Source organism: Luteimonas pelagia (genome assembly GCF_054776035.1).
In genome coordinates this window covers 247,304-260,217 of sequence record NZ_BAAHCG010000001.1, presented here as the reverse complement: position 1 = coordinate 260,217, position 12,914 = coordinate 247,304, and the positions used below count along the sequence as shown (strand labels likewise).

11 protein-coding genes are annotated in these 12,914 nt (G+C 71.9%); 8 read left to right on the top strand and 3 right to left on the bottom strand.

Annotated elements, in window-relative coordinates; translation table 11 throughout:
• Nucleotides 1-46: 46 nt before the first annotated feature.
• From ACYU7H_RS01215 to cysS, 3 genes are all read right to left on the bottom strand, one after another.
• On the bottom strand, nucleotides 47-1,267 hold the full coding sequence (locus ACYU7H_RS01215) for an MFS transporter (RefSeq protein WP_460813022.1): 1,221 nt from the start codon (nucleotides 1,265-1,267) through the stop codon (nucleotides 47-49).
• A gap of 98 nt (nucleotides 1,268-1,365) precedes the next feature.
• Entirely contained in the window at nucleotides 1,366-1,803 is a 438-nt protein-coding gene (locus tag ACYU7H_RS01210; protein WP_460811823.1) for a SufE family protein, read from the bottom strand.
• Between the two features lie 551 nt (nucleotides 1,804-2,354).
• A complete protein-coding gene (cysS, locus tag ACYU7H_RS01205; protein WP_460811821.1) occupies nucleotides 2,355-3,743 on the bottom strand; it encodes a cysteine--tRNA ligase in 1,389 nt (462 codons plus the stop codon).
• A 102-nt stretch (nucleotides 3,744-3,845) separates the two neighbouring features.
• Here cysS and ACYU7H_RS01200 point away from each other — a divergent pair, with 102 nt between their 5' ends.
• From ACYU7H_RS01200 to ACYU7H_RS01165, 8 genes are all read left to right on the top strand, one after another.
• Complete coding sequence (locus tag ACYU7H_RS01200; protein WP_460811820.1) at nucleotides 3,846-4,370, top strand: hypothetical protein; 525 nt, start codon at nucleotides 3,846-3,848, stop codon at nucleotides 4,368-4,370.
• 295 nt (nucleotides 4,371-4,665) lie between these two features.
• Nucleotides 4,666-5,673, top strand: a complete 1,008-nt coding sequence (locus ACYU7H_RS01195; RefSeq protein ID WP_460811818.1) for an N-acetylornithine carbamoyltransferase — start codon at nucleotides 4,666-4,668, stop codon at nucleotides 5,671-5,673.
• Between the two features lie 33 nt (nucleotides 5,674-5,706).
• Nucleotides 5,707-6,906: an argininosuccinate synthase gene (locus ACYU7H_RS01190; RefSeq protein ID WP_460811816.1), complete on the top strand. Its 1,200-nt coding sequence runs from the start codon at nucleotides 5,707-5,709 to the stop codon at nucleotides 6,904-6,906.
• Between the two features lie 301 nt (nucleotides 6,907-7,207).
• Nucleotides 7,208-8,299, top strand: a complete 1,092-nt coding sequence (locus tag ACYU7H_RS01185) for an acetylornithine deacetylase (protein ID WP_460811815.1) — start codon at nucleotides 7,208-7,210, stop codon at nucleotides 8,297-8,299.
• A gap of 24 nt (nucleotides 8,300-8,323) precedes the next feature.
• Nucleotides 8,324-9,652, top strand: a complete 1,329-nt coding sequence (locus tag ACYU7H_RS01180) for an acetylglutamate kinase (RefSeq protein ID WP_460811813.1) — start codon at nucleotides 8,324-8,326, stop codon at nucleotides 9,650-9,652.
• Between the two features lie 2 nt (nucleotides 9,653-9,654).
• Nucleotides 9,655-10,269: a GNAT family N-acetyltransferase gene (locus ACYU7H_RS01175; protein WP_460811811.1), complete on the top strand. Its 615-nt coding sequence runs from the start codon at nucleotides 9,655-9,657 to the stop codon at nucleotides 10,267-10,269.
• A complete protein-coding gene (argC, locus tag ACYU7H_RS01170; protein WP_460811809.1) occupies nucleotides 10,262-11,218 on the top strand; it encodes an N-acetyl-gamma-glutamyl-phosphate reductase in 957 nt (318 codons plus the stop codon). Before ACYU7H_RS01175 ends, argC begins: the two co-directional genes overlap by 8 nt.
• A 310-nt stretch (nucleotides 11,219-11,528) precedes the next feature.
• Nucleotides 11,529-12,824 (top strand): argininosuccinate lyase, encoded by a 1,296-nt coding sequence (locus ACYU7H_RS01165; protein ID WP_460811808.1) that lies wholly within the window; start codon nucleotides 11,529-11,531, stop codon nucleotides 12,822-12,824.
• Nucleotides 12,825-12,914 lie beyond the last annotated feature (90 nt).

Sequence of the window (12,914 nt, the reverse complement as noted above, 5' to 3'; positions counted from 1 at the left end):
CCGGCGGGGCCTTTTCCGTTCCGGGACGCGCCGCCGCGGCGGGCCATCACTGCAGTTCGCGCAGGTCCAGCCGCCGAAGGCGGGGCGCGAGCCGCGCGGTCGCGGCGACCACGGCCATCGTCATGAACCCGCCGAACACCACGGCGGGGACCAGGCCGAGCAGGCGCGCCATCGAACCGGCATAGAACGCCCCGAGTTCGTTCGACGACCCGATGAACAGCCCGTTGATCGAGGACACGCGACCGCGCATCGCGTCGGGCGTGGCCAGCTGCAGGATGGTGGAACGCAGCACCACCGAGACGCCGTCGCACAGGCCCGAGCCCAGCAGGAATGCCGCAGACAGCCAGAAGTGCGTCGACAGGCCGAAGCCGACGATGCACACGCCGAAGCCCGCGACCGCCGCCAGCAGCAGGTGACCGGCATTGCGGCTCGGCGGCCGGCGGGCCATCCACACGCCGACGGCGACCGCGCCCAGCGCCGGCATCGCGCGCAGGATGCCGAGGCCTTCCGGCCCGTAGTGGAGGATCTCCTTGATGAAGGCCGGCAGCAGCGACACCGCGCCGCCCAGCAGCACCGCGAACATGTCCAGCGCCAGCGCGCCGAGCAGGACCTGGTGGCCGAACACGAAGCGCAGGCCTTCGCGGATGCTGGCGAACACGGGCGCCTTCTGCAGCTGGATCGGTGGCTCCGTCACGCGAAGCGCGCCGACCGCGAACGCCGCGCAGACCGCGAGCACCAGCGCGGTGCCGTAGGCGACGTCCTTGCCGGCCCAGCCGATCAGCACGCCGCCGATGGCGGGCCCGAGCACCAGGCCGAGCTGGAACACCACGCTGCCCAGGCTCGCGCCGCGGGCGAACTGGGGGCGCGGCAGCACGCGCGCGAACAGCGCGTTGTAGACGGGGCCGAGGAACGCGCGAACCACGCCCGTCAGCGCGATCGCGGCATAGATCGGCCAGGTGCGCGGTGCCTCCGGGGTGCCGGTCGGGATCCAGCCGGTCGCCACCGCGACCAGGATCGCCGCGGTCGCCGCCAGTCCCAGGCACGCCACCGTGCCGAGCTTGCGGCGCGGCAGGTGGTCGACCAGGTAGCCGGCGAACGGCGCCGTGCAGAAGTAGGGCAGCACCTCGGCCAGGCCGATGAGGCCCAGCGCGAACGGATTGCGGGTGAGCTCGTAGACATGCCAGCCGACCGTGACCGCGACGACCTGGTACGACAGGATCGTCAGCAGGCGGTAGGCCATCAGGCCAAGGAAGCCGCGGTTGCGCAGCGGTGATGCGTCCGGGTCGCCGGCGACGACCGGCTCGCGTTGCGGGTCGCCGGAGCCCGGCGGGTCGGCGGGGTCGTCCCCGCTCCCGGAGGGCGGACTCACGCAGCGGCCCGCGCGCGTTCGCGGATGAACGCCAGCAGGGCGGCCAGGCCATTGCTGCGGGTCGGCGAGAGGTGCTTCGCCAGTCCGATGTCGGCGATGTAGTCGGGGTCGGTCGCGAGGATCTCGTCGGCAGGACGGCCGGAATAGACGCGCAGCGCCAGGTACACCAGGCCCGATACGATGGCCGAGTCGCTGATCGCCCGGAAATCGAGCCGGCCGGCGTCACCCGACGGCACGATCCAGACCATCGACTGGCACCCGTGCAGCCGGTGCTCCTCGGTGCGCAGGTCGTCCGGGAACGGGGGCAGCTTGCGGCCGAGGTCGATCAGGTACTGGTAGCGCTCCGACCAGTCGCCGAAGAAGGCGAACTCGTCGCGGATCGCGGCCTGCGCCTCGGCGGCGGTCGGTTCGAGCGGGAAGGGGGTGTCGGCCATCCCGCCATTTTAGACCGCCGCGCGCCGCGCGATTCGCAGGTTCGCGCCCCAAGGTGCGCTCCTACAGGATCGGGGCGCCCCTGTAGGAGCGGGGCTCGCACCGCGACGGCTTTCGCCGCGAACCCGGCGGCGCGCGACTGTGCGTGCGAAGGCGCAGGCGTCGGCGGGATCACGGCGACCATGTCGTCGTGGCACGACAGGAAGGCGCGGGCTTCGCGCCTGTAGAGGCGCTCCTACAGGATCCGAGCGCCCTTGTAGGAGCGGGGCTCGCACCGCGACGGCTTTCGCCGCGAACCGTGCGGCGCGCGACGGAGCGTGCGATGGCGCAGGCGTCGGCGGGATCACGGTGGCCGTGTCGGCGTGGCGCGTCGGATTGGCGCGGGCTTCGCGCCTGTAGAGGCGCTCCTACGGGGTGTGTGTGGTGCATGCCATCGCCGCCCGACGCAACGCGCACGCCCACATGCGGCGCGAACTGGCCGCCTCGCCACCAACGCCCAAGACCCCCGTAGGAGCGCGCCTACGCGCGCGATGGCGCCGGCGCCCGGGCGGGATCAGCACGCGCGGCGGGTCCAGCGCACGCCCTGCGGCGTGTCTTCCAGCAGGATCCCTTCGTCGGCGAGCTGGGCACGGATCGCGTCCGCCCGCGCGAAATCGCGTGCCTGCTTGGCGGCGGCGCGCGCGTCGACCAGCGCCTGGATCCGCGCGTCATCCTCGCCGGACGCCCCGCGGGCGAACCACGCCGCGGGATCCTGCTGCAGCAGCCCCAGCGCGCGACCCGCGCCGAGCAACTCCGCCTTCAGCCGCGCGCGCTCGCCGGCCTCCGCGGCCTTGCGCGCCTCGGCCGCGATCCGCGCGACCTCCGCCAGCGCCTGTGGCGTGTTGAGGTCGTCGTCGAGCGCGGACTCCACGCCCGGTGGAATGGCCGTCGCGCCGCCGCATTCCACGTCCGCGAGTTCACGGAGCGTGCCGTACAGGCGGTCCAGCGTGCGGATGCTCTGCTCGACCAGCGCATCCGACCAGTCCAGCGGCTGCCGGTAGTGCGCCGACAGCAGCGCGTGCCGCAGCGCCTCGGGCGGATGCGCGCGCACCAGGTCGTGCACCTTGGCGATGTTGCCCAGCGACTTGGACATCTTCGCGCCGGCCAGGTTGAGCATCCCGTTGTGCAGCCACCAGCGGGCGAACGGCCTGCCGCCGTGCGCGCATTCGCTCTGCGCCACTTCGTTCTCGTGGTGCGGGAACTGCAGGTCCACGCCGCCGGCATGGATGTCGATCGTCTCGCCCAGGTGGGCGGCCGCCATCGCCGAGCATTCGATGTGCCAGCCCGGGCGCCCGCGACCCCAGGGCGAATCCCAGCCCGGCAGGTCGTCGGTGGACGGCTTCCACAGCACGAAGTCGCCCGCGTCGCGCTTGTACGGCGCCACGTCCACCCGCGCGCCGGCCAGCATCTCCTCCGGATCGCGGCGCGAAAGCTTCCCGTAGCCATCGAAGCTGCCGACCGAGAAAAGCACGTGGCCCTCGGCCGCGTACGCATGCCCGGTCTCGATCAGCCGCTCGATCATCGCGATGATCTCGCCGATGTGCGCGGTGGCGGCCGGCTCGACGTCCGGCGCGAAGTCGCCCTCCACCCCCAGCGCCGCCATGTCCTCGCGGTAGGCGGCGGCGAAGCGGTCGGTGATGGCGGTGATCGGCGTGCCCGCCTCGCGCGCGGCCGCGTTGATCTTGTCGTCGACGTCGGTGATGTTGCGGGCGTAGCGCAGCGCGCCGAACCGGCGCCGAAGCAGGGCCGCCAGCACTCCGAAGACCACCGGGCCCCGGGCATTGCCGATGTGGACGTAGCCGTACACGGTCGGGCCGCAGACGTACATCGTCGGGCACGCCGGATCGAGTGGAACGAATGGCTCGAGGCGCCGGGTCAGGCTGTTGTACAGGCGCAGGCTCATAGGCAGGCCGGCTTCGACGGCCCGATAGTCTAGCCGTGGCGCGGGCCGGTGACAGGAGGGGTTCAGCCCGCCGGTGTCGCCAGCGCATACACTTCCGGTCCTATGCCCGTGCCCGTCGCCCCGCGAATCCGCCGCGTCCTCCCGCTCGCCCTGTGCCTCGCACTGGCGTCCGCCGCGGCAAGCGCACAGCAACTCGCCCAGCGCAGCGTGGTCCAGGCCGAAGATGTCCGCTACGACCACGCCCAGGTGATCCGCGCCCGGCCCGTGTACCAGACGCTCAACGCCACGCGCATGGAAGAGCGCTGCGAAACGCCCGGCGGGGTGGTCGTGATCGAGCCGGCCGGGGCGGAGAAGGGCCGGTTCGAACGCTTCGTCGACGCCGTGCGCGGCGTGCTGGCGGGCGACGCCGCCGCCGGCGAGCCCAGGAGCGTTCCCGCGCGCCCGGACAATGCCACCGACTGCGACATGGTCCAGGTCGAACGCCGCTTCCGCCGGCCGATCGCCTACGACGTGGACTACGTCTACAAGGGCGCGAAGTACCGGTCCCGCCTGCCCGAGGACCCCGGCAACCTGGTCCGGATCCGGGTTTCGGTGACGCCGGTGGTCGGTGCCGTCGACGAGCCCTGAGCCGTGCCCGGACGGGCCGCGCCGCGTCCGATTGCGCGCAAACCGCCCCCGTGGCAGGATGCGCGCCCGATGCACGCCCTCCGCGCCGACGCCGACATCCTGACCTCCGCCCGCATGGCGGCGGGCATGACCTCGCGCGCGCGCCGACGCCCGACGCCACATCCGGCCGGGTAGCCGTTCGCACGCAACGCGGTCCAAGCGTGCCCCACGACAAGCCCAGCCACCGTGCTGGGCTTTTGCGTTCCAGGGGCCCGGCGATCCACCTGCAAGGTCGACGATCCCCCGGAGCCCCCGCATGCCACGACACTTCCTCAACACCCAGGACTGGTCCCGCCCGGACCTCGACGCGCTGCTCGACGAGGCCGCGCGCCTGAAGGCCAGCCCGTTCGGCGACCAGCTGCGCGGGCGCGGCGTCGCGCTGGTGTTCTTCAACCCGTCGATGCGCACGCGCACCAGCTTCGAACTGGGCACCTTCCAGCTCGGTGGGCATGCCGTGGTCCTGCAGCCGGGCAAGGATGCGTGGCCGATCGAGTTCGAGGCCGGCGCGGTGATGGACGGCGAGGCCGAGGAGCACATCGCGGAGGTGGCGCGGGTGCTGGGCCGCTACGTCGACATCATCGGCGTGCGCGCCTTCCCGAAGTTCCAGGACTGGTCGGTCGACCGCGAGGACCGCGTGCTGCGCGCGTTCGCCGCGCACAGCCCGGTGCCGGTGGTGAACATGGAGACGATCACGCACCCCTGCCAGGAGCTGGCGCACGCGCTCGCGCTGCGCGAGCGCTTCGGCACGTCCGACCTGCGGGGGAAGAAGTACGTGCTGACCTGGACCTACCACCCGAAGCCGCTCAACACCGCCGTGGCGAACTCCGCCCTCACCATCGCCACCCGCATGGGCATGGACGTGACCCTGCTGTGCCCGACGCCGGACTACGTGCTCGACGAACGCTACATGGGCTGGGCGCGCGACAACGTGGCCGCGCACGGCGGCTCGCTCACCGTCAGCCACGACATCGAGACGGCCTACGCCGGCGCGGACGTGGTCTACGCCAAGAGCTGGGGCGCGCTGCCGTTCTTCGGCCGGTGGGACGCCGAGAAGGCGATCCGAGACCGCCACCGCCACTTCATCGTCGACGAGGCCAAGATGGCCCTGACCCACCGCGCGGCCTTCTCGCACTGCCTGCCGCTGCGGCGCAACGTGAAGGCGACCGACGCGGTGATGGACTCGCCCGACTGCATCGCCATCGACGAGGCCGAGAACCGCCTGCACGTGCAGAAGGCGGTGATGGCCGCCCTCGTGGATTCCTGACCCTTTGCACCCCTTGCCCCGGATCCCGTTCCCATGAGCCAGAAAGACATCGTCCTCGCCTTCTCGGGCGGCCTCGACACCAGCTTCTGCGTGCCGTGGCTGCGCGAGCGCGGTTGGAACGTGCATACCGTGTTCGCCGACACCGGCGGCGTCGATGCCGAGGAGCGTGCGTACATCGAGGCGCGCGCGAAGGAACTCGGGGTCGCCTCGCACGTCACCGTCGACGGCGGCCCGGCGATCTGGGACGGCTTCGTCAAGCCGTTCGTGTGGGCGGGCGAGGGCTACCAGGGCCAGTACCCGCTGCTGGTGTCCGACCGCTACCTGATCGTGGACGCGGCGCTGGCACGTGCCCGCGACCTCGGCACCCGCGCGATCGCCCACGGCTGCACCGGGATGGGCAACGACCAGGTGCGCTTCGACCTGGCGGTGAAGGCGTCGGGCGACTACGAGATCGTGGCGCCGATCCGCGAGATCCAGAAGGAACACACGCAGACCCGCGCGTACGAACAGGCGTACCTGGCCGAGCGCGGCTTCGAGGTGCGCGCCAAGCAGCAGGCCTACACGATCAACGAGAACCTGCTGGGCGTGACGCTGTCCGGCGGCGAGATCGACGAATGGCGGGCGCCGGGCGCGGGTGCCCGCGGATGGTGCGCGCCGCGCGCCGGGTGGCCGGCCGAGCCGCTGCGCATGACCATCCGGTTCGTCGAAGGCGAGGCCGTGGAACTGGATGGCCAGGCCATCGACGGGCCGGCGCTGCTGGCGCGGCTGAACCGCGAGTTCGCCCGCTACGGCATCGGCCGCGGCATGTACACCGGCGACACCACCATCGGCCTCAAGGGCCGGATCGTCTACGAGGCCCCGGGCCTGGCCGCGCTGCTGGCCGCGCACCGCGCGCTGGAGGAAGCCGTGCTGAGCAAGCCGCAGAACCGGTTCAAGCCGGATGTCGCGCGACGCTGGGTGGAACTGGTGTACGAGGGCTTCTTCCACGATCCGCTGAAGACGGACCTGGAGGCGTTCCTGCGGTCCTCGCAGCGAATGGTCAGCGGCGAGGTGGTGCTGGAGACGCAGGGCGGCACGGTCGAGGCGGTGGAGGTGCGCTCGCCGCACATCCTGCGCTCGGCGGGCGCGACCTACGCCCAGTCGGCCGACTGGGGCGTGGAGGAGGCGGAGGGCTTCATCCGCCTGTTCGGCATGAGCAGCACGCTCTGGGCGCAGGTGAACAAGTCCGAATGAACGCGCGCCATTTCCATGCTGTCCTCCCGAGCGAAGCGAGGGACCTGCTTTACGGGCAAGCCGCCGCGCCCCGTGTCGTCCCGAGCGAAGCGAGGGACCTGCTTTTCGGGCAAGTCGCCGCGCCCCGTGTCGTCCCGAGCGAAGCGAGGGACCTGCTTTTCCTGCTGCCGGGCGATGAAGCAGGTTCCTCACTGCGTTCGGAACGACAGGCGGTGCGTTCCGAACCACAGGTCGTGGGTTCGGAACGACAGGTCGTGTGTTCGGGACGGCAGGTGGTGCGTCCCCAACGGCGGGTCCGCCAATGATCGATGCCATCCTCCAGTACCTCGAGGCGCTGGTGTCGTTCGACACCCGCAACCCGCCGCGTGCGATCGGCACCGGCGGGATCTTCGACCACCTGCGTGGCGCGCTGCCGGGCTTCAAGTGCACCGTCACCGACCACGGCGACGGCGCCGTGTCGCTGCTGGCCGTGCGCGGCCGTCCCACGCGGGTGTTCAACGTGCACCTGGACACGGTGCCGGATTCGCCGGCGTGGACCGCCGACCCGCATCGCCTGCGGGTCGAGAACGGGCGCGCGATTGGCCTGGGCGCCTGCGACATCAAGGGCGCGGCCGCTGGCCTCGTGGCGGCGGCCAATGCGACCACTGGCGACGCCGCGTTCCTGTTCTCCAGCGACGAGGAGGCCAACGACGCGCGCTGCATCGCCGGCTTCCTGGCCACCGACCACGGCTTCACCGAGGCGATCGTGGCCGAGCCCACCCACTGCGAGGCCGTGCTCGCGCACCGCGGCATCAGCTCGGTGCTGATGCGCTTCCGTGGCCAGGCCGGACATGCCAGCGGCGCCGGCGCACTGCAGGCGAGCGCGCTCCACCAGGCGATGCGCTGGGGCAGCCGCGCGCTGGACCTGGTGGAGGACGAGGCGCACCAGCGCTTCGGTGGCCTGACCGGCCTGCGCTTCAACATCGGCCGGGTGGAGGGCGGGATCAAGGCGAACGTGATCGCGCCATCCGCCGAGCTGCGCTTCGGGTTCCGGCCGTTGCCGTCGATGCCGGTCGACGACCTGCACCTGCGGTTCGGCGGGCTGGTCGAGGCCGGTGCGATCGAGCGCTATAAGGAGACCTTCCGCGGCCCACCGCTGCCGGCCGGCGACATCGCCGATGCCGAGGCGCGCCGGCTGGCCGCGAGGGACCTCGCCGAGGCGCTCGACCTGCCGATCGGCAACGCGGTCGACTTCTGGACCGAGGCCTCGCTGTTCTCGGCCGCCGGCCTCACCGCGATCGTGTACGGCCCGGGCGACATCGCCCAGGCGCACACCGCCGACGAATGGGTGTCGCTCGAGCAGCTCGAGCGCTACGCCCGGTCCATCGTCCGCATCCTCTCCACCGGTGCCTGACCGCCGCCCGCCCGCCACGAACGAATGAACGCCGTCGCCCCCCACGATCCCCAGACCCGCCAGACCATCGTCCGGCTGCTGTCCTCCATGGCGAGCGCCAAGGAGATCCACCAGTACCTCAAGCGCTTCTCGCAGCTGGACGCGGCGCGCTTCGCCGTGGTCAAGGTCGGGGGCGCGGTGCTGCGCGACGACCTGGAAGCGCTGGCCTCGTCGCTCGCGTTCCTGCAGGACGTCGGGCTGACGCCGATCGTCGTGCACGGCGCCGGGCCGCAGCTCGACGCCGAGCTGGCCGCCGCCGGCGTCGACAAGCGCACCGTCGACGGCCTGCGCGTGACGCCGCCGGAGGCGCTGGCGGTCGTGCGCCGCGTGGTGCACGCGCAGAACCTGCGGCTGGTCGAGGCGCTGCATGCGAGCGACGCGCGCGCGACCTCGATCGTCTCGGGCGTGTTCGAGGCCGAGTACATCGACCGCGACGCGCTGGGCCTGGTGGGCCGCGTCGTGCGCGTGGAATCCGCGCCGCTGGAGGCCGCGCTGGCCGCCGGCTCGATCCCGGTCATCGCCAGCCTGGGCGAGACCGCCGAGGGCCAGATCCTCAACATCAACGCCGACTTCGCCGCCAACGAGCTGGTGCAGGCGCTGCAGCCGTACAAGATCGTGTTCCTCACCGGCACGGGCGGGCTGCTGGACCCGGAAGGCAAGGTCATCGACTCGATCAACCTGTCGAGCGAGTACGACCGGCTGATGGGCGAACCGTGGATCGAGGGCGGGATGCGGGTGAAGCTGCAGCAGGTCAAGGCGCTGCTGGACGGGCTGCCGCAGTCCTCGTCGGTCTCGATCACGCGCCCGTCGGAGCTGGCCAAGGAGCTGTTCACCCACAAGGGCTCCGGCACGCTGGTGCGGCGTGGCGAGAGGATCCTGGTGGCCGATCGGTGGGACGACCTCGACACGGACCGCCTGCGCGGGCTGATCGAGTCCGCTTTCGGCCGACGGCTGGCCACCGACTACTTCGACCGCACGCGACTTCACCGCGCCTACGTCAGCGAGCACTACCGCGCCGCGGTCCTGCTCACCGACGAGGACGCGGGCATCTACCTGGACAAGTTCGCCGTGCTGGACGACGCGCAGGGCGAGGGCCTGGGCCGCGCGGTGTGGCTGGCGATGCGCGCGGAGGTGCCGCGCCTGTTCTGGCGCTCGCGCCACGGCAACCCGGTCAATCCGTTCTACTACGCCGAATCCGATGGCCACCTGCGGCAGCAGGACTGGCGGGTGTTCTGGATCGGGATCGACGACCTGGACGACGTCGCGCGCTGCGCGGCGCACTGTGCCCGGCGGCCGGTGACGCTGGAGGGATGAGCATGGACGCCACCCGATCCACCGCCTGGCGTGAGACACCCACCTTGCAGGGGCGGCACGTGTCGCTGGAGCCCATGTCGATGGACCACGTCGATGCGCTTGCGGCCGCCGCGGCCGATGGCGCGCTGTGGGCTCTGAACTACACGACCGTGCCTCGCCCTGAAGAGACCGCGACCTACGTCGCCACGGCCTTGCGCGCACGGGACGCCGGCGAAGGGATGCCGTTCGTCGTGCGCGACGCGGCCGGCGCCGTCGTCGGCAGCACCCGCTACTACAGGCTCGACCCGGGCACGCCGCGGCTGCTGATCGGCTACACCTGGTACGCGCGCCGCGTGCAGCGCACCGCGCTGAACTCCGAGGCCAAGCGGCTGCTGCTGGCGCACGCGTTCGAGGTGTTGGGCTGCATCGGCGTGGCGTTCGAGACCAGCACCGCCAACCTGGCGTCGCGCAAGGCCATCGCCCGGCTCGGCGCGGTGCAGGAGGGCATCCTGCGAAATCACCTGCGCCACAAGGACGGCAGCGTGCGCGACACGGTGTGCTTCTCGATCACGGATGCCGAGTGGCCCGGCGTGCGTGCGCGGCTCGACGCATTGCTGGCGGAGCGGGCCGATGGCTGACCCGATCCGCATCGGCCTGGTCGGCGCGCGCGGCCACACGGGATCGGAGCTCGTGCGCCTGGTCGACGGGCATCAACGTTTCGAGCTGGCCTTCGTGTCGTCGCGCGAGCGGGCGGGGCAGGCGTTGCGTGCGCATGAGCCGGACTACGCAGGCGATCTCGACTACGTGTCGTACGGGCCCGAGGCGGCCGCGGGGCAGGGCGTCGACGCCATCGTGCTGGCGCTGCCGAACGGCAAGGCGGCGCCGTTCGTGGCCGCGATCGACTCGGCTGCGCCCGGGACGGTCATCGTCGACCTGTCGGCCGATTACCGCTTCGACGATTCCTGGCATTACGGGCTGCCCGAGCTGGGCCGCGATGGCGCCGCCGGGGCGACTCGAATCAGCAACCCGGGCTGCTATGCCACCGCGATGCAGCTGGCGGTGGCGCCGATGCGCGACGTGCTCGACGGCCTGGTGCAGTGCTTCGGCGTGTCCGGCTACTCGGGCGCCGGCACCACGCCCTCGGACCGCAACGATCCGGACAGGCTGCGCGACAACCTGATGCCGTATGCGCTGGCCGGCCACGTGCACGAGCGCGAGGCCAGCCGCCGGCTCGGCCATCCGGTCGAGTTCATGCCGCACGTGGCGCCGCACTTCCGGGGGCTGATGGTGACCGCGAACCTGCACCTGCGCGAAGCGGCGACCCGCGAAGCCGTGGTGGCGCGCTACCGCGAGCACTATGCGGACGAACCGCTGGTGCGCGTGCTCGACGACGCGCCGTGGGTCAGCCGCATCGCCGGGCGACACCACGCCGAGATCGGCGGCCTCACCCTGTCCGACGACGGCTGTCGGCTGGTCGTCGTCGCCACCTTGGACAACCTCCTGAAGGGCGCCGCCACCCAGGCCCTCCAGAACCTCAACCTCGCCTTCCACCTCCCCGAAACCACCGGTATCCCCACCACCCCCTGACGCGAACCGTCCAACTCCCCCCCCTGTAGGAGCGCGCCTACGCGCGCGATGGCGCCGGCGCCGGCTCCACCACCGGCCCCGACACCGCGCGGCACGCCACGATGCCGCGGATTCGCGCCTGTAGAGACGCTCCTACAGCGGGATTCCTCACGCCCCCTGTAGGAGCGCGCCTACGCGCGCGATGCCCCCGGCGCCGGCGCCATCCTCGGTCCCGGCGCCACAAGGCACGCCACGATGCCGCGGAATCGCGCCTGTAGAGGCGCTCCTACAGGGGGGCGATCGAACCATGTCCTTGCATCCGGAGACCCTGATGACCGACCTCCTCTGGCAGAAGCCCGGCGTCCGCGTCGACGAACGCATCCAGCGCTTCTGTGCCGGCGACGACGTGATGCTCGACCGCGGGTTCCTGCGTTTCGACATCGCCGCCAGCCGCGTCCATGCCGAAGGCCTGCAGCGCATCGGCCTGCTCACGAAGGACGAATACGAGGGCATCGCACGCGAGCTGGCCGCGCTCGACACCGACTTCGCCGAGAGCCGCTTCGTCCTCGACGACCGCTACGAGGACGGCCACTCCGCCATCGAGGCCCGGCTGGTCGAGCGCCTCGGCGAACCCGGCAAGAAGATCCACGCCGGCCGCAGCCGGAACGACCAGGTGCTGGTCGCAACGCGCCTGTGGCTCAAGGACCGGCTGTCGCGCGTCGAGGCCGCCTGCCGCGCATGCGCCGGGATCGCGCTGGAGCGCGCACGTGCCGAGGCCGACGTGCCGCTGCCCGGCTACACCCACCTGCAGCGCGCGGTCGTGTCGTCGCTGGGCATGTGGTGGGCCGGCTGGGCCGAGGCCTTCATCGACGACGCGGTTCGCGCGCGCGACACCCGCACGTGGGTCGACGCCAACCCGCTGGGCAGCGCCGCCGGCTACGGCGTGAACCTGCCGCTCGAGCGTGATTTCGCCACCGAAGCACTCGGATTCGGCCGCCTGCAGCTCGCCGCCACCTACGCCCAGCTCTCGCGCGGCAAATTCGAGCTGGCCGCAATCGAGGCGCTCGGTTCCGCGGTGCTTGACCTGCGCCGGGTGGCCTGGGACCTGAGCCTGTTCACCAGCGCCGAATTCGGCTTCGTCGCGTTGCCGGCCGAGTACACGACCGGCAGTTCGATCATGCCCAACAAGCGCAACCCGGACGTGGTCGAGCTGATGCGGGCGAGCTATGCCAGCGTCGCGGCCGCGCGCACCGAGATCGAGCAACTGCTGTCGCTGCCGTCGGGCTACCACCGCGACCTGCAGGCCTCGAAGGGCGCGATCGTCCACGGCTTCGGGCGCGGCCTGGGCGCGCTGGAGCTGCTGCCCGACCTGCTGCGCAACCTCGAGTGGCGGCTCGACGCCATGCGCGCGGCGCTCGACCGGTCGATGTACGCCACCGACCTGGCCGTCGACCTCGCGCGCGCGGGCACCCCGTTCCGCGACGCCTACCGCCAGGCCGCCGACCCCGCCAACTGGCCCGACGGCGACGCCGCCGCCAGCCTCCACGCCCGCACCTCCCCGGGCGCCCACGCCGACCTGCGCCTGGACGCCCTCGCGCGGCGCCTTGAGGCAATCCCGACGCTGTAGGAGCGGGCCTACGCCCGCGATGGCGTGCCCCGCGACTCGAACGAAGAGCATCGCGCCTGTAGAGGCGCTCCTACAGGGGAGGAGGGCAAC

Coding starts and splice junctions, on each gene's coding strand:
- ACYU7H_RS01210 (WP_460811823.1), bottom strand. CDS start 1,803: ATGGCCGACACCCCCTTCCCGCTCGAACCGACCGCCGCCGAGGCGCAG.
- cysS (WP_460811821.1), bottom strand. CDS start 3,743: ATGAGCCTGCGCCTGTACAACAGCCTGACCCGGCGCCTCGAGCCATTC.
- ACYU7H_RS01200 (WP_460811820.1), top strand. CDS start 3,846: ATGCCCGTGCCCGTCGCCCCGCGAATCCGCCGCGTCCTCCCGCTCGCC.
- ACYU7H_RS01195 (WP_460811818.1), top strand. CDS start 4,666: ATGCCACGACACTTCCTCAACACCCAGGACTGGTCCCGCCCGGACCTC.
- ACYU7H_RS01190 (WP_460811816.1), top strand. CDS start 5,707: ATGAGCCAGAAAGACATCGTCCTCGCCTTCTCGGGCGGCCTCGACACC.
- ACYU7H_RS01185 (WP_460811815.1), top strand. CDS start 7,208: ATGATCGATGCCATCCTCCAGTACCTCGAGGCGCTGGTGTCGTTCGAC.
- ACYU7H_RS01180 (WP_460811813.1), top strand. CDS start 8,324: ATGAACGCCGTCGCCCCCCACGATCCCCAGACCCGCCAGACCATCGTC.
- ACYU7H_RS01175 (WP_460811811.1), top strand. CDS start 9,655: ATGGACGCCACCCGATCCACCGCCTGGCGTGAGACACCCACCTTGCAG.
- argC (WP_460811809.1), top strand. CDS start 10,262: ATGGCTGACCCGATCCGCATCGGCCTGGTCGGCGCGCGCGGCCACACG.
- ACYU7H_RS01165 (WP_460811808.1), top strand. CDS start 11,529: ATGACCGACCTCCTCTGGCAGAAGCCCGGCGTCCGCGTCGACGAACGC.